The 17,258-nt window shown below is 71.8% G+C and carries 13 protein-coding genes, 1 pseudogene and 1 riboswitch; of the genes and pseudogenes, 4 read left to right on the forward strand and 10 right to left on the reverse strand.

The genetic code is table 11. The annotated features are described in order from the left end of the window. Positions 1-1,167 carry an HlyD family efflux transporter periplasmic adaptor subunit gene (locus tag ACO07H_RS11805; protein WP_422014294.1) on the forward strand — a complete coding sequence of 389 codons (1,167 nt, stop codon included), beginning with the start codon at positions 1-3 and terminating at the stop codon, positions 1,165-1,167. Positions 1,168-1,174: 7 nt separating this feature from the next. Here the strand turns inward: ACO07H_RS11805 and ACO07H_RS11810 are convergent. The 3 genes and pseudogenes from ACO07H_RS11810 to ACO07H_RS11820 form a co-directional block, all read right to left on the reverse strand. Further along, positions 1,175-1,264: pseudogene (locus ACO07H_RS11810) on the reverse strand (PEPxxWA-CTERM sorting domain-containing protein); the annotation flags it as partial. Between the two features lie 1,182 nt (positions 1,265-2,446). Then, positions 2,447-3,469, reverse strand: coding sequence for an AraC family transcriptional regulator (locus ACO07H_RS11815; protein ID WP_422014296.1), 1,023 nt, complete (start codon positions 3,467-3,469; stop codon positions 2,447-2,449). 19 nt (positions 3,470-3,488) lie between these two features. Beyond that, positions 3,489-4,589 (reverse strand): NAD(P)/FAD-dependent oxidoreductase, encoded by a 1,101-nt coding sequence (locus ACO07H_RS11820; protein ID WP_422014298.1) that lies wholly within the window; start codon positions 4,587-4,589, stop codon positions 3,489-3,491. Between the two features lie 65 nt (positions 4,590-4,654). Continuing rightward, positions 4,655-4,735: riboswitch (S-adenosyl-L-homocysteine riboswitch) on the forward strand. A gap of 12 nt (positions 4,736-4,747) precedes the next feature. On the opposite strand from ACO07H_RS11820, the gene ACO07H_RS11825 reads away from it, so the two are divergent. Then, a complete protein-coding gene (locus ACO07H_RS11825) occupies positions 4,748-5,962 on the forward strand; it encodes an MFS transporter (RefSeq protein ID WP_422014300.1) in 1,215 nt (404 codons plus the stop codon). A gap of 68 nt (positions 5,963-6,030) precedes the next feature. Next, the gene (locus ACO07H_RS11830) at positions 6,031-7,740 is read left to right on the forward strand and encodes a hypothetical protein (protein ID WP_422014302.1); all 1,710 of its coding nucleotides are present in this window, start codon (positions 6,031-6,033) and stop codon (positions 7,738-7,740) included. A 3-nt stretch (positions 7,741-7,743) separates the two neighbouring features. Here the strand turns inward: ACO07H_RS11830 and ACO07H_RS11835 are convergent, their stop codons facing one another. From ACO07H_RS11835 to kynB, 6 genes are all read right to left on the reverse strand, one after another. Next, positions 7,744-9,561: an aminopeptidase P family protein gene (locus ACO07H_RS11835; RefSeq protein ID WP_422014304.1), complete on the reverse strand. Its 1,818-nt coding sequence runs from the start codon at positions 9,559-9,561 to the stop codon at positions 7,744-7,746. A gap of 85 nt (positions 9,562-9,646) precedes the next feature. Further along, on the reverse strand, positions 9,647-10,858 hold the full coding sequence (locus ACO07H_RS11840) for an NAD(P)H-dependent flavin oxidoreductase (protein ID WP_422014306.1): 1,212 nt from the start codon (positions 10,856-10,858) through the stop codon (positions 9,647-9,649). Positions 10,859-10,952: 94 nt separating this feature from the next. Further along, the gene (locus ACO07H_RS11845; protein WP_422014308.1) at positions 10,953-11,249 is read right to left on the reverse strand and encodes a DUF7684 family protein; all 297 of its coding nucleotides are present in this window, start codon (positions 11,247-11,249) and stop codon (positions 10,953-10,955) included. A 17-nt stretch (positions 11,250-11,266) separates the two neighbouring features. After that, positions 11,267-12,097, reverse strand: coding sequence for a tryptophan 2,3-dioxygenase (gene kynA / locus ACO07H_RS11850; RefSeq protein ID WP_422014310.1), 831 nt, complete (start codon positions 12,095-12,097; stop codon positions 11,267-11,269). After that, positions 12,097-13,350 (reverse strand): kynureninase, encoded by a 1,254-nt coding sequence (kynU, locus tag ACO07H_RS11855; protein ID WP_422014312.1) that lies wholly within the window; start codon positions 13,348-13,350, stop codon positions 12,097-12,099. The genes kynA and kynU overlap by 1 nt, the downstream gene beginning before the upstream one ends. After that, the gene (kynB, locus tag ACO07H_RS11860; RefSeq protein WP_422014314.1) at positions 13,347-14,006 is read right to left on the reverse strand and encodes an arylformamidase; all 660 of its coding nucleotides are present in this window, start codon (positions 14,004-14,006) and stop codon (positions 13,347-13,349) included. Before kynB ends, kynU begins: the two co-directional genes overlap by 4 nt. Before the next feature lie 244 nt (positions 14,007-14,250). On the opposite strand from kynB, the gene ACO07H_RS11865 reads away from it, so the two are divergent. After that, positions 14,251-16,251, forward strand: a complete 2,001-nt coding sequence (locus ACO07H_RS11865) for an ATP-binding protein (protein ID WP_422014316.1) — start codon at positions 14,251-14,253, stop codon at positions 16,249-16,251. Positions 16,252-16,317: 66 nt separating this feature from the next. On the opposite strand, the gene ACO07H_RS11870 is transcribed toward ACO07H_RS11865, so the two are convergent. Next, positions 16,318-17,220, reverse strand: coding sequence for a LysR family transcriptional regulator (locus tag ACO07H_RS11870; RefSeq protein WP_422014318.1), 903 nt, complete (start codon positions 17,218-17,220; stop codon positions 16,318-16,320). Positions 17,221-17,258 lie beyond the last annotated feature (38 nt).

Below are 17,258 nucleotides of genomic sequence, written 5' to 3' on the forward strand. Positions count from 1 at the left end.
ATGTCCACGACCGACCCCATCCCGCAACCCCCGCTCGAACGCAAGCGCCGCTGGGCGCTCATCGGCATCACGGCGCTGTTCGTCATCGCCGGCGCGCTGTACGCCGTCTATGCGGCGCTGGTGCTGTCCAAGCGCGAGACCACCGACAACGCCTACGTGGCCGGCAACCTGGTGACGCTGTCGGCCCAGGTGACCGGCAACGTCGCGGAGATCCGCGCGGACGAGACGCAGCTCGTCAACGCCGGCGCCGAGCTGGTGAAGCTGGACCCGGTGGATGCCGAGGTGACGCTGGCCCAGGCCGAGGCGCGCCTGGGCAACGCCGTGCGCCAGCTGCGCGAGCGCTATGCCGGCGTGCCGCAGGTCGAGGCCAGCGTGGAGCTGCGCCGGCAAGACCTGAAGCGTGCCCAGGACGACCTGGCCCGCCGCGCGCCGCTGGCGGCCGACAACACGCTGCCGGCCGAAGAAATCGCCCATGCGCAGCAGGCCGTCAAATCCGCGCAGGCCGCGCTGGATGTGGCGCTGCGCCAGGTGGACGCGGCCCGTGCCGGCGTGCAGGGCGTGTCGCTGGCGCAGCACCCGGCCGTGCTCGCCGCGCGCGCCGACTACATGCAGGCCTGGCTGGCCGTGCGCCGCAACGCGGTGGTGTCGCCCGTGACCGGCTACGTCGGCAAGCGCAGCGTGCAGGTGGGCAGCCGCGTCATCCCGGGCACGGCGCTGATGTCCATCGTGCCGCTGGACCAGCTGTGGGTGGACGCGAACTTCAAGGAGTCCGAGCTGCGCAACATCCGCGTCGGCCAGTCGGCCCTGCTTTCGGCCGACACCTACGGCGGCAAGGTCGAGTACCACGGCAAGGTGCTGGGCCTGTCGCCGGGCACGGGCAGCGCCTTCTCGCTGCTGCCCGCGCAGAACGCGACGGGCAACTGGATCAAGGTCGTGCAGCGCGTGCCGGTGCGCATTGCCTTGGATGCGGCCGAGCTTCGCGCACACCCGCTGCGCATCGGCCTGTCCATGGACGTGACCGTGGACACGCACGACACCGGCGGCCCCATCCTCGGCGCGCCGGCACCGGCCACGCCGGCCTACAGCACGCAGGCGCTGAGCCAGCCGCTGCAGCAGGCGGAGCAGGCGGCGGACGCCATCATCGCGAAGCAGGCCGCCAAGGGTTAGCGGCCGCTCAGGCGGCCGGGCGACGGCGCTTCAGCGCACCGATCGCCGCCAGGCCGCCGAGCATCAGCGCCCAGGTCGTGGGCTCCGGCACGGGCGTGAGCAGGTAGGCGTGCTCGACGCCGTTGAACTTGGCGGTGCCGATGATGAGGCCTTCGTTGGTGATGCCCAGCGCCGCCGCGCTGGTGGTGGTGGTGAAGTTCCAGCCGGCTTCGTTGACGATGACGTCGCCGATCAGGTAGGTCGTGCCGTCTGCGTACAGGAAGGGGTTGGCGTACTGGCCGCCCGAATTGCCCACGGCCCATCCCAGGTCGTTGACGGCGCGCACGCTGCCGTTGCTGCTGATGCCGGGCAGCGGCACGGACACCATGCCCCCGGCCTGCGACCAGATGAAGGCCTGGGAGCCGTTGCCACTGCTGCCGCCTACATAGCCGTTCTCGCTGATGGCGAAGGCCAGCGACGAATTGAACCCGGCGTAGGGCAGGGGGGCGATCTCGGTCATCGCGCCGGTCACGCTGTTGTACGACAGGATGACGTTGCGGCTGTCCGTGCTCACGCCGGTGCCCACGACGATGCCGGCGTCGTTGATCGCCAGCGCCGTCTGCATGAACGAGCCTTGCGACGACAGCGCCGAGATCACCGTCGCGGTGCCGGTGTTGGTGTTGTAGATCGTGGCGATCTCGGACACGCCGGAACCCACCGAGCCCACGGCGATGCCGCCGTTGTTGATGTCGTTGGCGCGGCCGGCGGCCTGGCCGCTGGGCAGCGCCAGCTGGCTGACGGCGCCGTTCTGCCAGACGACCGGCAGCGGCGCGCTGCCAAAGCTCGTGGTGGACGACGTGCCGACGATGGTGCCGACGTTGTTCACCGCATTGGCGACGGCGAAGTTGCGGCTCGCGAGGTTGGGCAGCGCCGTCATGCCGGTACTGGCCGACCACGAGAAGGCCTTGTACTGCGTGCCGGCCGCGCGGCCGACGACGGTGTCGCCGTCGGGCGAGATGCCGAAGCCTTGAGAGGCGGTCGTGCCGCTGAGGACGCCGAGGTCCACGATGCTGTATTGCGGTGCATCGGCCCAGGCGGGCAGGGCGACGGAGGCGGCCAGCAGGCCGGCGACGGTGAGAGCGGACAGTTTCATGCGAGGGGCTCCTGAAAGCGGGACGGGAACAACGGTGCCGCCACCTTAGGCCCGGCGGCCGCGCGGCCACCCAGGGTTACCGCGCAGGCGCGCGCATGTCGCCGTTCCTGGAGCCGGTGTGCCGTTTGCGGGCCATCCCGAAGCGGCTCAGCGGCGCCTGAAGCTGTCCGCGGGCCGCTCGCCGAAGCGCTGCTGGTAGGCCTGGCTGAACTTGCTGGCGTTCTGGAAGCCCCAGCGCAGCGCCACCTCGCGGACCGTGCCGGCGCTGCCCCGCTGCAGTTCCTCGCGTGCCCGGTCCAGCCGCACCTGGCGCAGGAAGGCGCCTGGCGACTGGCCGAGGTGCGCCTGGAACTGGCGCAGCAGTGCGCTCGTGCTGATGCTGGCGGCCTCGGCGATGTCGGCCAGCTCGATGGGGCGGTGCGCGCTGGCGTCGATGAAATCCAGCGCCCGGCGCAGCCGCGCCGGTGGTGCAGCCGCCTCCAGTTGCCTGGCAGGCGAGTTCGCGGGGGCGTGCTCGTCCAGCAGGGTGAGGCCGATCATCTCGGTCCAGCGCCGCAGCAGCACCTGGCCGCTGCGGGCGTCGCGGCCGGCGTGCAGGGCGCTGCCGGCCAGCGCGGCCATGCCGAGCAGGCGCTGCACCAGCGCGGCCGGCAGCAGCGGCGCGAAGCGCGGCGCACCGTCCAGGTCGCCGGGCCGCAGCTCCGCGCTGAGGCTCAGCAGGTTGTGCTTGGGCAGCTGGAACTCGACGATGTGCGAGCCGGCCGTCAGCAGCGTGCGCTCGACGCGCGCCGTGTCGATGATGACGCCCTCGCCAGGCCCGGCAACGAACCGGCCGCCGGGCAGGTCCACGGCCATGCTGCCGCTGAGCACCAGGCCCACCGAGTAGGGCGCGGCCGGGTCGGTGGACGGCTGCCCGCGCACCTCCAGGTCGAAGCTGGTTTCGGCCTCGCCCATGAAGACCTGCCGGTCGCCGGGTGGTGCGACGGCGGCGACGCGCAGGCTGGCCGCCGCGTCGCGGCCCCAGCTCAGGATGCGTCGCTCCGCCAGCGGCATGGCCTCGTTGAGCCGCTGCACGTAGCCTTCGATGAGGTCGCGCGACTCGAAGCGGCTCGCCGGCACCGCGAGCTGGCGGCGGCGGTCGGGCGGGGCAGGGAGCTGGCGCGAAGTCACGGTCGCAGTCTGCCGCATCTCAGGCGCATGCAGCCATCCCGTCGACCATCTTGCCGGCGACATGCTCGGCCAGCGCCAGCGAGGCCGTCAGCCCCGGCGACTCGATGCCGAACAGGCTGACGAGGCCCGGCTGCACGTCGATGCGGAAGTCCGCCGCTTCTTCACCCGGGCCGGTGAGTTTGGGGCGGATGCCGGCGTAGGCCGGTGCCAGTGCGCCCGGCGGCAGGCCCGGCCAGTAGCCGCGCACCTCGGCCTCGAAAGCGGGCGCCAGGGCCGCGTCGACCGCGTAGCTCAGCGCGGCCGGGTCGGTGCCCGCCAGCCATTGCACGTCCGGCCCGAAGCGCGCCTGGCCGCCCAGGTCCAGCGTCAGGTGCACGCCCAGGCCGCCGTCCACCGGCAGCGGGTAGACGAGGTGCGTGAACGGCGCGCGGCCGGCCAGCGCGAAGTAGTGGCCGCGGGCGAAGCGCAGCGGCGGTGCGGGCACGCCCAGCGAGGCGGCCACCTGCGCCGCGAACAGCCCGGCCGCGTTGACGACGCAGCGCGCGCCCAGCTCGAAGTCGCCGACCTGCAGCCGCCAGCCGTCGCCCTGGCGCGCGCCACCGGTCACCGGGCTGGCGAGTGCGAGCGTCGCCCCGGCGTTCTCCGCATCGCCCAGCAGCGCCGTCATCAGCCCGTGGCTGTCGACGATGCCGCTGGAGGGCGACAGCAGCGCGCCGACGCAGTGCAGTGCCGGCTCCAGCGCCAGGGCCTCGGCGCGGTCCAGCAGCCGCAGGTCGGCCACGCCGTTGGCGGCGCCCTGCGCGGCCAGGCGCGCGAGCCGGGGCAGGTCGCCCTCGCGCGTGGCGACGACCAGCTTGCCGCAGCGCCGGTGCGCCACGCCGCGCGCCTGGCAGTAGTCGTACAGCAGCGCCTTGCCGTGCACGCACAGCCGCGCCTTCAGGCTGCCTGCGGCGTAGTACAGGCCGGCGTGGATGACCTCGCTGTTGCGCGAGGAGATGCCGGTGCCGATGGCGCCAGCGGCCTCGATGACGACCACCTCGCGCCCCCGCCGCGCCAGCGCCCGCGCGACGGCGAGCCCCACGACACCGGCGCCGATGACGGCCACGTCGATCTGATCCATGCCGCAAGCCTAATGGCACAGGCGCCTGCCTAGAATGCGGGCCTTGCCGCACCGTGCGGCACGTCCCTGCCGAGGGGTGCTGCGACGAAGGCCACGGGCCTTCGCCACGCTCGGTGGTGGCGATGGAGAAAGGGCGCCCTCTGTGAAGAACGCCCCTCATGCATTCAACGTCAACGTCCGCGTCCATACGCACCATCCTGCCTTTGGCCTTCGTCACGGGCGTCAGCATGGCGGCGATGGACTTGTATCTGCCGGCCGTGCCGGCGCTGCAGCTGGGCCTGGGCATCAGCGTGCCGCTGGCGCAGGCCACGGTCGCCGTCTACCTCGCCGGGCTGGCCGGCGCGCAGCTGCTGTGGGGCGAATTGCTGAACCGCCTCGGCCCGCGGCGCTGCATGGAGGTGGGGTTGGCGCTGCTGGCCCTCACCAGCCTGGGCTGCGCGCTGGCGCCGGGCATCGAGGTGCTGCTGGTGCTGCGCCTGCTGCAAGGCGTCGCCGCGGCGGCGGCCACGGTGGTGGCACCCACCGTCGCGCGCGCCACGCTGGGCGAGGCCGACGTGGTGCGCGGCATCGCCGCCATCTCCATGGTGGAGGCCATCGTGCCCGCCGCCGGCCCGGTGATAGGCGCGCTGCTGCTGCAGGTGACCGACTGGCGCGGCACCTTCTGGGTGCTGGCGCTGCTGTCGCTGCTGGTGCTGCCCTGGGTCGTGAAGATCGCGCCGCGCCGCCTGCCCGGGCTGGACATGGCGCACGACGCCGGCTACCTGGGCGTGCTGCGCAACCGCGTGTTCGTGAGGCTGGCGGCGTCGCACGCGCTGTGCATCGGCGCGCTGCTGACCTTTCTGGCCAGCGCGCCGCAGCTGCTGCAGCACACGCTGGGGCGGGGGACGGCGGCGTTCGCGCTGCTGCAGGTGCTGGGCGTGAGCGCCTTCATGCTGGGCGCCACGCAGTCGGGCCGGCTGGCCGCGCGGCTGGGGCATGCGCGCGTGGTGCAGTGGGGCTGCGGGGTGCAGTTGGCGGTGGCCGCCATCGCGCTGGGCGTGGCGCTGCTCGGTCAGCCGCCGTTTGCCATCGTGGCTGGCTACTGGGTCTGCTTCTGCGGCGCGCTGGCCGTCCGCGGGCCGGCCACGTTCGGCGATGCGCTGGCCGTGCCGCCCGCGCAGATGGGCCGGGCGACGGCGCTGCTGGTGTTGGCGCTGCTGGCGGCCGGTGCGCTGGGCACGCAGCTCGTCGCACCGTTCATGGGCTCTGCGGGCAGCGCCGCGCCGCTGTTCGGCAGCGTGCTGCTGATGCTGCTGGGCAGCGCGGCGCTGGTGTGGCGCTACCCGGCGGTGCCGCGTCCGGGTACGGAGGGCACAGCGGGCGAAGCGACCTAGGCACGCGCCCGATGGCGCGGGCAGGCGGCAGGCCCTAGGCTGGTGGCTCCGTCTTGCGGAGCCCGCGCATGCCCCAGCCTGTTTCCGGTCCTACCCCGTGGCGGTTGAGCCTCGTGCTGCTGTCCGTGCTCGCGTCCTGCTCGGGGCTGCCGTTGCAGGTGGACCGCAGCGCCCGCGCGCCACGGCTGCAGGGCTACGGCAGCGTCGACCTCTCGTTGACGACGCGCTCCGACGAGGCCCGTCGCCTGTTCGGCCAGGGCATGGCGCAGGCCTACGCCTTCAACGAGGACGAGGCGGTGCGCAGCTTCAAGGCCGCGCTGGCGGCCGACCCCGACTGCGCGCTGTGCGCCTGGGGCGTGGCGTGGCAGCTGGGCCCCAACATCAACGCGCCGGACCGTGGCGACCTGGCCGACGCCAGGCGCTACGTGGACCTGGCCGTGCGGCTGCGTGCCCAGGCCACGCCGCGTGAACGCGAGCTGATCGATGCGATGGCGCTGCGCTACGCACACGAGAGCCAGCGCACCGAGGTGGCCTTGGCGACCGCGCCCGTGTGTGGACAAAAAGGCAGCGAGCGCGCCGACCCGCTGGACGTGGCCTATGCCGACCGCCTGCACGCGCTGGCTGACCAGGCGCCGGACGATCCAGACCTGCTATCGCTGTACGCCGAGGCCGAGATGGTCGCCATGCGCGGCGACTGGTGGAACGACGACACCGGCCAGGCGCAGGGCCGCATGGGCGACCTGGCCACGCGGCTGGAGGCTGCAGCGGCGCGCCACCCGCAGCACACCGGCGTGAACCACTACCTGATCCACGCCGTCGACACGCCCACGCAGGCGCGCCGCGCGGTGGGTGCGGCCGAGCGCCTGGGCGGCCTGGCGCCGCAGTCGCCGCACCTGGTGCACATGCCGTCGCACACCTTCGGCCTGCTGGGGCGCTACGCCGATGCCGCCCGCGTCAACGAACAGGCGCTGGCGCTGGACGACGCGCGAGAGGCCGAGCTGGCCCGCCAGGGATTCTCCAAGGGCAAGGACTGGCGCGCCCACAACGGGGCCTACCTGTGGTTCGCGTCGCTGATGCAGGGCCGCGGCGAGACGGCGCTGGCCGCGTCTCGGGCCGGCGCCACGCGCGCCGCGAAGTGGGACAACGAGTACGGCGAGTACGTGCGCAGCCTGCCGCTGCTGACGCTGATGCGCCTGGAGCGCTGGGAGGCCGTGCTGGCCGAGCCGCTGCCGTCCGGCAACCACGGCATGGCCACGGTGCTGGGCCAGCAGGCGCGCGGCGTGGCGCTGGCGCGCACCGGCCGCCTGGCCGAGGCGCGGCAGGCGCTGGCGCTGCTGTCGCCCGCGGCGGACCAACTGGTCGCCAAGCACACCGGTGACGACGACATGGCCAAGGGCGCGCGCAGCCTGGCCCAGGTCGCCAAGGGCCGGCTGGGCGCCGAGGTGGCGCTGGCCGAAGGGCGCGTGGACGCGGCGCTGCAACTGCAGGCGGAGTCCGTCAAGGCGGCGAGGTTCGTGGACCGCACGGAGCCGCCGATGCTGGCCGCCGGTTCGCGGCTGGCGCTGGGCGACATGCAGCTCAAGGCCGCACGCTGGACCGACGCGGAGCAGAGCTTTCGCACCGACCTGGCCGAGCATCCCACCAGCGGCTGGGCGTTGCGCGGGCTGCTGCAGTCGCTGCAGGCGCAGCGCAAGCCCGCGGCGGAACTGGCCGGTCTGAAGACGCAACTGGCCGCCAGCTTCGCGGCGGCCGACCCGGCGTTGAAGCCGGTGCCGTGACCGTCAGGCGGCCAGCGGCTCGGTCCGCTTCAGCAGCCAGGCCAGGGCCGGGCCGCTGACCTTGGGCCGCAGGCGCTCGCGCACCGTCGCGTGATAGCGGTTCAGCCAGGCGATCTCGTCGGCGCGCATCAGGGTCAGGTCGATGGCGTGCATGTCGATGGGGCACAGCGTCAGCGTCTCGAAGCCCAGCATCTCGCCGAAGGCGCCCCCCTCGGGCGTGTCCACGACGATGTTCAGCACCAGGTTCTCGATGCGCACGCCCCAGCGGCCGGGCCGGTACAGGCCCGGCTCGATGGACGTGACCATGCCGGGCTCCATCGCCATGGCGGGCTCGGCGACGGCCTTGGAGATGCTCTGCGGGCCCTCGTGCACGTTCAGGAAGTAGCCCACGCCGTGGCCGGTGCCGTGGCCATAGTCCATGCCGGCGGCCCACAGCGGCGCGCGGGCAATGCTGTCCAGCATCGGGCTGGCCGTGCCGCGCGGGAACAGCTGCATGGACAGCGCGATGGTGCCCTTGAGCACGCGTGTGTAGTCGCGACGGTGCTCGGCCGTGATCTGGCCGATGGGCCAGACACGGGTGATGTCGGTGGTGCCGCCCAGGTACTGGCCGCCGGAGTCGATCAGCAGCAGGCCGCTGCCCTCGATCTGCGCGAACGACTCGGGCGTGGCGCGGTAGTGGGGCAGGGCGCCGTTGGCCTGCCAGCCGGCGATGGTGGAGAACGACAGGCCCACGAAGCCGGGGCGCCTGGCGCGCGCGGCGGACAGGCGGGTGTCCACGTCCAGTTCGCTCCAGCGCTCGCCGCGGGCCAGCGACGCCTCGAACTCGGCGTAGAACTCGCACATGGCGGCCCCGTCCTCGGCCATGGCCTCGCGGATGAAGGCCGCCTCGGCCGAGGTCTTGCGGCTCTTCAGCAGCGTGCTGGGGTTGATCTGCTCGACGATGGCCACGCCGGCCGGTGCGGCTTCACGCAGGCCCAGCGTGACGCGGCGCGGGTCGATGAGCAGCTTGGCGGCGTCGGGCAGTGCGGCGAGCGCCTGGGCGGCCTGGTCGTAGGGTGCCAGCCGGATGCCGTCGGCCGCCAGCCGGGCCGCCACGTCGGCCGGCACCTTGCCGTCGCCGATGAAGAGTTGACCGCCGCTCGCGTCCAGCAGCAGGTGGGCGATGAAGACGGGGTTGCACTCCACGTCGGCGCCGCGCAGGTTCAGCAGCCAGGCCACGTCGTCCACGGTGGACACGAGGTGGTGCGTGGCTTTGACGGTGGCCATCGCGGCACGCACGCGCGCGAGCTTGTCGGCGCGGCTGACGGCGGCCTGCGGCGGCAGGTGCTCGTAGACGGCTGCGGTCGGCAGGCCGGGGCGGTCGTCCCAGGCGGCCTGGACCAGGTCCAGGTCGGTGCGCAGCGTGACGCCGGATCGCGCCAGCGACGTGCGCAGCAGGTGGGCCAGCGCCAGGCCCAGTACCTGGCCGTCCACGGCCAGCACCTGGCCGGGTTGCAGATGCTGGGCGATCCAGTCGATGTACTGCGTGGACGCGCCCGAGTTCATCTTCTCGAGCCGGATGCTGCTGCCGGCGAGCTGCGCCTCGGCCTGCGCCCAGTAGCGGCTGTCGGCGAACAACGCGGCGTGGTCGCGCGTGACGACCAGGCTGCCTACCGAGCCGGTGAAGCCTGACAGGTACTGGCGGCCCTGCCAGCGCTCGGGCAGGTATTCGGACAGGTGGGGGTCGGCGGACGGCACCAGCACCGCGTGCACGCCCGAGGCAGTCAGCGCGTCGCGGATGCGCTCGATGCGCAGGCGGGTTTCGGAGGTGCGGGTGTCCATGGCCAGGACCTTTTCTGAAGCGTCTGAAGCGAAGCCCCGAGTTTAGGTTCCTGCGCCTGTCCTGCCTTGTCAGGGCGAATTGCGCTCAGGCCGGTGCCAGCGCGGCCGGGGTCAGCAGCCGCTCCAGCAGCTCGCGCACGCTGCGGATCTGGTTGCCGAAGGGCAGGCTGCCCGCGCCGCGGAAGAACAGGCCCTTGCGCACATCGCCGCGCAGCGCCGCGGCGAGCTGGTTGTCGATGCAGAACTGGCCCCAGTCCTTCAGGCCGTCGCGCAGGCCGCACTGGGCCAGGCAGTCGAAGGCCTGGGTGCACTGCGCCCGCACGTGGGCCACGGTCTGCAGCCGGGGTGCCAGCTTCAGGTAGGTCTTCAGCCAGGGCGTGGCGACGGCCCGCGCGGGCAGGCCGGCGACGCTGGTGAACTCGACCAGGTCTTCTTCGCGCGCCTCGGCCAGCACGCGCTTGAACTCGGCGTGCGCGTCGCACTCCGCCGTCACGGCGAACGGCGTGCCGAGCTGCACGGCGTCGGCGCCCAGGTCCTGCAGGCGCTGGATGTCCTCGAAGCTGCGCACGCCGCCTGCGGCGATCAGCGGGATGTCGCGCTCCAGGCCGGCCTGGCGGAAGAACGCGCGGCAGGCGGGCAGCACCTGGTCGAAGTCGAAGCGTGGGTCGCCCAGGTCCGCGATGCGCGACGCCCCCAGGTGGCCGCCGGCCAGGCGCGGGTGCTCGATGACGATGGCGTCGGGCAGGCGCCGCTTGCGCTCCCATTTCTTCACCACGAGCTGCACGCCGCGCGCGTCGCTGAGGATGGGGATGAGCAGCGCCTTCGGGTGGTCCTGCGCCAGGTCGGGCAGGTCCAGCGGCAGGCCGGCGCCGACGACGATGGCGTCCACGCCCGCGGCCAACCCGCGCTTCACCGACGCCGCGTACTCGCCCACGGCCCGCATCACGTTCAGCGCGACGAGGCCGCGGCCCTGCGCGCGCTCGCGCGCCCCGGCGATCTCGCGGTCCAGGGCTTCGAGGTTGGCGGCATCGATGTGCGCCTTCGCATCGGCGCGATCCTCGCAGCCGCGCGTGGCGGCCATCAGGTCGGGATGATGGCGGCGCAGATCCACGGAACTGATCGTGCCCATCCCGCCCTCCGCTGCCACCGCGCCGGCCAGCCGCTGCGCACTGACGCCGACGCCCATGCCGCCCTGCACGATGGGCAACAGCTCCCGGCCGCCGAGGCGCAGCGGTTTCAGGCCGGTGCGGGCGAGCAGGGCGGCGAGGTCGGGCGAGATGTGGCGGGACGAGGGCATGGCGGCGTCAAGGTGAGCGGACGCCGGAGGTTAGGGAGCTCAGGACCTTCCTGCCTTGATGCAGGTCAGGTTCCGCCTGATCTGCAGACCTCGTCTATCGAGCGATCTTCACGACCTGCACCGGGCCTTCGTAGTCGCCGACGAATCCTTCGGCAAACTCGATGACCTCTGCAAGCGAGTCGTTCGGATGGGACGACGTCAGGATGAAGTGGCGCTCTGGAGATCCCGCGGCGACTGCAGCGTTGTCGACCGTGTCTTCGATCTCGCGGCATGACGGACCGACGATCGCAACCATCTTGACGCCATCGGCCACGAATTGCTGCGCGAGTTCTTCCATGGCGGCCGGGATGCCGTTGGGGCAGTGCAGCACGAGTTTGGGCGCGAAAGGCATGCGTTCCGCCGTGTGACTCACAGCTCCGTCCGCAACGCCCACAACTCCGGGAACAGCACCACGTCCAGCATCTTGCGCAGGTAGCTGACGCCGCCCGTGCCGCCGGTGCCGCGCTTGAAGCCGATGACGCGTTCGACCGTCGTCACGTGGCGGAAGCGCCAGAGGCGGAAGGCGTCCTCCAGGTCCACCAGCTCTTCGCCCATCTGGTAGAGGTCCCAGTGGGCCTGAGGCTCGCGGTAGACGGTCAGCCAGGCCTGCTTGACGCCTTCATCGACGACGTGCGGCTGCGTCCAGTCGCGGTCCAGGTGGGCCGCAGGCACCGGGATGCCACGCCGGGCCAGCAGCTTCAGCGCCTCGTCGTACAGCGACGGCGCCTCGTAGGCCTGCTGCACCTGCGCGAGCAGGTCGGGGCGGTGCTCGTGCGGCTTGAGCATGGCGGCGTTCTTGTTGCCCAGCATGAACTCGATGCGTCGGTACTGCGCGCTCTGGAAGCCGCTGCTCCTGGCGAGATACGGCCGGATGGCGCTGTATTCGGGCGGCGTCATCGTCGCCAGCACGTCCCAGGCGTGCACGAGCTGCTCCATGATGCGCGACACGCGGGCCAGCATCTTGAAGGCCTCGGGCAGCCGGTCGGCGGCGACATGGACGACGGCCGCCTGCAACTCGTGCAGCATCAGCTTCATCCACAGCTCCGACGTCTGGTGCTGCACGATGAACAGCATCTCGTTGTGGTCGGGCGAGAGCGGTGTCTGCGCGCTCAGGATGGCGTCGAGCTGCAGGTAGTCGCCGTAGCTCATGTCCCGGGAGAAGTCGAGCTGGGCGCCGTGGTGCTGGATGGGATCGGTCATCAGGTCACCGCACTGCGTTTCTGGAATTCGGGTGCGCGCCAGGATTCGGCCGCGAGCACATCGACCAGGATGCCCACCGCATCCACCACGTCCACGAAGCGCGTGTACAGCGGCGTCAAGCCGAAGCGCAGCAGCGCGGGCTCGCCGGCGCGGAAGTCGCCGATGACGCCGCGGGCGATCAGCGCCTGCATGACGGCGTAGCCGTCCACGTCCGCCGGCAGCGAGATGGACACCTGCGAACCGCGCAGTGACGCGTCGCGCGGCGTCGCCACGTTGGCGGTGGGCACGCGCGCGTCGATCTCGGCGATGAAGGCGTCCGTCAGCGCCAGCGACTTCCTGCGCAGCGCGGCCATGCCGCCGAGCTTGTGCGCCTCGTCGAACACATCCAGCGACGTGTCCAGCCCCGTCATCGCCAGCACGGGCGGTGTGCCGCACTGGTACTGCTGGATTCCGGCCGCGGGGCGGTACTCGGCGCTGAACTCGAACGGTGCCGCATGACCCAGCCAGCCCGTCAGCGGCTGCCACACCTGGCCCTGGTGGCGGGGGTGCATCCACACGAAGGCGGGGGCGCCGGGGCCGCCGTTGAGGTACTTGTAGCCGCAGCCGATGGCGAAGTCCGCCGCCGCGCCCAGCAGGTCCACCGGCACGGCGCCGGCGCTGTGCGCCAGGTCCCACACGGCCAGCGCGCCGGCCTGGTGGGCCCAGCGCGTCAGCAGCGCCATGTCGTGCATGCGGCCGCTGCGGTAGTTCACATGCGTCAGCATCAGCACCGCGCAGCGCTCGTCCAGCAGCGGCGGGATGTCCTCGGGCGTGTCAACCAGCACCAGTTCGCCGCCATGCGCCCGCACCACGCTCTGCGCGATGTAGTTGTCGGTCGGGAAGTTGCTGCGCTCGCTGACGACGAGCTTGCGCTTGCCCTGCTGCAGCTGCAGCGCGGCGTGCAGCACCTTGTAGAGGTTGACGGAGGTGGAGTCCGCCACCAGCACCTCGCCCGGCCGCGCGCCGATCCAGGGCGCCAGCCGGTCGCCGAGCGTCCTCGGCAGCGCGATCCAGCCGGCGTTGTTCCAGCTCGCGATCAGGCCCTGACCCCATTCCTGTTCGACCGCCCTGGCGATGCGCGCTGGCGTGGCCTTGGGCAAGGCGCCCAGCGAGTTGCCGTCCAGGTAGATGACGCCGGGCGGCAGCGTGAAATGCTCGCGCAGGGCGCTGAGCGGGTCTTGCGCATCGAGTGCGAGGGCTTCTTCTCGGGTCATGGCAGTTCTCGGAGGATGGCGCGCACGGGGGAGGCGCAGGCGCCTTGCAATTTCAGGGGCAGGGCGATCAGCTCGTAGTCACCCGCGGGCACGTCGTCCAGCACCAGGTTCTCCAGCACGCGCAGGTCGTGGCGGCGCAGTTGCTGGTGGCTGTCCAGCACCTTGGAGTCGGCGGGGTCCACGCTGGGCGTGTCGATGCCGATCAGCCTCACGCCGCGTGCCGCCAGCCACTCGATGGCTTCGGGCGCGTAGGCGGTGAAGGCGGGGTTCCAGGTGGTGTCGGCGCGTTGGCAGACGCGCACCAGCACGCGCGGTGGCAGCTCGTGTTCGGCATGGCGCAGGTGCTCGACCGTGATCAGCGGCGCGGTGCCGAGGGCGTGGATGACGCGGCAACGGCCGAGGTAGGTGTCCAGCGGCACGTCGGCTATTGCCCGCCCGTCGTTGGCGTAGTGCAGCGGCGCATCGGCATGCGCGCCCACGTGGGGGCTCATCGTGAGGGCGCTGAGGTTGACGGGGCAGCCGGGCGAGAGCTGCGCCGTCCAGCGCAGGCTGTAGGGCTCGTCGCCCGGGAAGATGGGCGAATCGGGCGCGACGGTGGGGGAGATGTCCCAGAGGCGGGGCGTCTGCGCGTGGGAAGGGGCGGTGGAACGGCTCATGGCGGCGGCACCATAGCGTCGGGCTGGGAGCCGTGGTGTCGGTTAATTCCAACTGTCTGTCAATCTCCAGCCGCCCGGCGCAAGGGAGCGCATCGCGGCTTGCCGGCGTCAAGGCGGGTACGGCCATCAGCAGTCAATTCACAATCGGCCACACGCCGATTCCCGCATGGACATGCCAGCCGCTCGCCCCAACCTCCCTTCGCCGCCGGCCTTTCTCCTCGGGGGCGGTGAAATGGGCGCCCTGATGCGCAGCCACGACTGGGCCAGCTCGTCCATCGGCCCGCCGCAGACCTGGCCGCAGCCGCTGCGCACGATGGTGCGGCTGATGCTGAACACGGGGCACCCGATGTACATCTGGTGGGGACCGGATGGCGCCTGCCTCTATAACGATGCCTACCGCGAGTCCATCGGCCCGGAGCGCCACCCGGGCTCGCTGGGCCGGCCGGCGCGTGAGGTGTGGGAAGAGATCTGGCCCATCATCGGCCCACAGATCGAGCAGGTGCGCGAAGGCCGCGGCGCGACATGGCACGTGAACCAGTTGGTGCCGATCACACGCCACGGCCGGCGCGAAGACGTGTACTGGACCTACAGCTACAGCCCCATTGACGACGAGGACGCGCCCAACGGCATCGGTGGCGTGCTGGTGGTGTGCACCGAGACGACCGCGCAGGTGCTGGCGAACCAGCGCATGACCGCGGAGCGCGACCAGCTGGGGCAGCTCTTCGAGCAGGCGCCGACCTTCATGACGCTGCTCAGTGGCCCCCAGCACCGGTTCGAGATCGCCAACCCCAGCTACCTGAAGCTGGTGAACCGCCAGGTGGTCGGCAAGACGCTGGCCGAAGCGATGCCGGACGCCGTGGCGCAGGGTTACGGCGCGCTGCTGGACCGCGTGTACGAGACGGGCGAGGCCTACATCGCCCGCGGCGCGAAGTTCATTTCGCAGGCACGCCCGGGCTTGCCCATGACGGAGCGCTACGTGGACTTCGTGTACCAGCCGATCAAAGGTGCCGATGGCCACGTGACAGGCATCTTCGTGGAGGGCGCCGATGTGACGGACCGCGAGGTGGCCGATGCCGCGCTGCGGGCGAACGAGGCGAGGTACCGCGAGCTGTCGCATGCGCTGGCCGCGTCCAACCGCGCCAAGGACGAGTTCCTGGCCACGCTGGCGCACGAGCTGCGCAACCCGCTGGCGGCCATCCGCAACGCGCTGGCGCTGCAGCGCCACGGCAGGCACGATGAGCGCATCCTGGCATCCAGCCGCGACATCATCGATCGCCAGGTCGTGCAGATGGTGCGGCTCATTGACGACCTGCTGGACCTGTCCCGGCTGACGCGCGGCATCGTCGAACTCAAGCGCATGCCGCTGTCGTTGATCGGCGTCGTGCAGCAGTCGCTGGAGACGAGCCGGCCGGTGGTGGAACAGGCGGGTCAGCGGCTGACCGCGCATCTGCCCGATCACGACTGCATCGTCGATGCCGATGAAACGCGGCTCATCCAGGTGCTGTCCAACCTGATCAGCAATGCGGCCAAGTTCACGCCGCGCGGCGGCCATGTTGCGGTGACTCTGCGGTGCGAGGGCGCGATGGCCGCGCTGTCGGTGCGCGACGACGGCATCGGCATCCCGGGGGACATGCTGGACCGCGTGTTCGACATGTTCACCCAGGTGCAGCGCTCGCATGCGCACGTGGGCGGCGGACTGGGCATCGGCCTCACGCTGGTGCGGCAGTTGGTGGAGCGGCACGGCGGCAGCGTCGAGGCCCGCAGCGAGGGCGTGGGGCAGGGCAGCGAGTTCGTCGTGCGGTTGCCGCTGGCCGAGCTGGCGCTGCCGTCACCGGCCGTGGCACAGGCGGGGCCTGCCGCGCTCGCGGCCTCGGGCCTGCGCGTGCTGGTGGCCGACGACAACGCGGACGCCGCCGCCAGCCTGGGGTTGCTGCTCGAGCTCAGCCACCACCAGGTTCGCACGGCGATGAACGGCGCCGAGGCATGGGTGATCGCGCAGGCGTTCGAGCCGCAGGTGATGCTGGTGGACATCGCCATGCCGGGCCTCGACGGCCACGCGCTGTGCCGCCAGGTGCGTGAGGCGGCGTGGGGGCGTGGCGTGCTGATGATCGCGACCAGCGGATGGGGCCGGGCCGAGGACCGGCGCCTGTCCGCCGAGGCGGGCTTTGACCATCACCTCGTGAAGCCGGTGGCGTACGAGGCGGTGGATGCGCTGCTGGCGGCGTGGGACCGCGGCGGTCATTGAGGCGCGGTCGGTCCAGGCCAGGCGTCGGGCTGCGCATTGACGCCGGATCAGGCCACGCGGCGACGGTCACCCCGCGGGCCGGGCCGCCAGGAAGCTGTGCCTGAGCACGCCCGCCGAGCCGCTTTTCCACGTCGCGAACACGGCCGAATCGGCGATTCGCTCGGCCAGAGGCCTGAACATCGCGCCCTGGACGCCCGCGCGCTCGAACGCCGCCGGCACGATGGACACGCCCAGCCCCTGCGCCACCAGCGACACGACCGACAGCCAGTGCCGGCCCTCGTGCTGCAGCCGCGGGTAGAAGCCGTGTTCTCGGCAGATCTCGACGATGCGGGCGTGGTAGTCCGGCGAGCCCTTGCGGGAGAAGAGGATGAAGGGTTGGTCGCTCAGGCTCGCGAGCGGGATGGCTTGCAACGCCGCGAGCGGATGGCTGGCCGGCAGGCAGGCGACGAAGGGTTCGCTGTAGAGCGGCACCGACACCAGGGCCGGCGGCAGGCGGTCGGTGTGGATGAGGCCGAGGTCCAGTTCCTCGCCGATCAGTGCGTCGATCTGGTCCTGCGAGTTCAGCTCCACGACGACCACCTCGACCTTGGGGTGGCCGGCCTGGAAGGCCTGCAGCCAGCCCGAGAGCCCGTTGAACAGCGTGGAGCCGACGAAACCCAGCCTGAGGCGTCCCACCTCGCCGGCCTGCACCTCGCGGGCCAGCGCGCAGGCGTCCTCGGCGCGGTCCAGCAGGCCCTGGGCGCTGGCGCGAAACGCGGCACCCGCGGGCGTGAGGCGCACGCCCTTGCTGTCGCGGTCGAACAGCCGGGCGCCGACGCTGGCCTCCAACTGCTGGATGGCCACCGACAGAGGGGGCTGCGACATGGCCAGGCGCTGTGCGGCCCGGCCGTAGTGCAGTTCCTCGGCCAGCGCGAGGAAGTAGCGCAGGTGGCGGAACTCCATCGCTGCACGGGTGGTTTCGATAGGCATGGCGAATCGTCGAAGTCGTTTCTTGAATTGGACACGAA

The sequence above is a fragment of the Roseateles sp. genome (genome assembly GCF_965229315.1).
GTDB lineage: Bacteria > Pseudomonadota > Gammaproteobacteria > Burkholderiales > Burkholderiaceae_C > Pelomonas.

What these genes read in the sequence shown, in the direction of transcription:
- ACO07H_RS11805 (WP_422014294.1), top strand. Translation starts at nt 1, where the DNA reads ATGTCCACGACCGACCCCATCCCGCAACCCCCGCTCGAACGCAAGCGC.
- ACO07H_RS11820 (WP_422014298.1), bottom strand. Translation starts at nt 4,589, where the DNA reads ATGGATCAGATCGACGTGGCCGTCATCGGCGCCGGTGTCGTGGGGCTC.
- ACO07H_RS11825 (WP_422014300.1), top strand. Translation starts at nt 4,748, where the DNA reads ATGCATTCAACGTCAACGTCCGCGTCCATACGCACCATCCTGCCTTTG.
- ACO07H_RS11830 (WP_422014302.1), top strand. Translation starts at nt 6,031, where the DNA reads ATGCCCCAGCCTGTTTCCGGTCCTACCCCGTGGCGGTTGAGCCTCGTG.
- ACO07H_RS11835 (WP_422014304.1), bottom strand. Translation starts at nt 9,561, where the DNA reads ATGGACACCCGCACCTCCGAAACCCGCCTGCGCATCGAGCGCATCCGC.
- ACO07H_RS11840 (WP_422014306.1), bottom strand. Translation starts at nt 10,858, where the DNA reads ATGCCCTCGTCCCGCCACATCTCGCCCGACCTCGCCGCCCTGCTCGCC.
- ACO07H_RS11845 (WP_422014308.1), bottom strand. Translation starts at nt 11,249, where the DNA reads ATGCCTTTCGCGCCCAAACTCGTGCTGCACTGCCCCAACGGCATCCCG.
- kynA (WP_422014310.1), bottom strand. Translation starts at nt 12,097, where the DNA reads ATGACCGATCCCATCCAGCACCACGGCGCCCAGCTCGACTTCTCCCGG.
- kynU (WP_422014312.1), bottom strand. Translation starts at nt 13,350, where the DNA reads ATGACCCGAGAAGAAGCCCTCGCACTCGATGCGCAAGACCCGCTCAGC.
- kynB (WP_422014314.1), bottom strand. Translation starts at nt 14,006, where the DNA reads ATGAGCCGTTCCACCGCCCCTTCCCACGCGCAGACGCCCCGCCTCTGG.
- ACO07H_RS11865 (WP_422014316.1), top strand. Translation starts at nt 14,251, where the DNA reads ATGCGCAGCCACGACTGGGCCAGCTCGTCCATCGGCCCGCCGCAGACC.
- ACO07H_RS11870 (WP_422014318.1), bottom strand. Translation starts at nt 17,220, where the DNA reads ATGCCTATCGAAACCACCCGTGCAGCGATGGAGTTCCGCCACCTGCGC.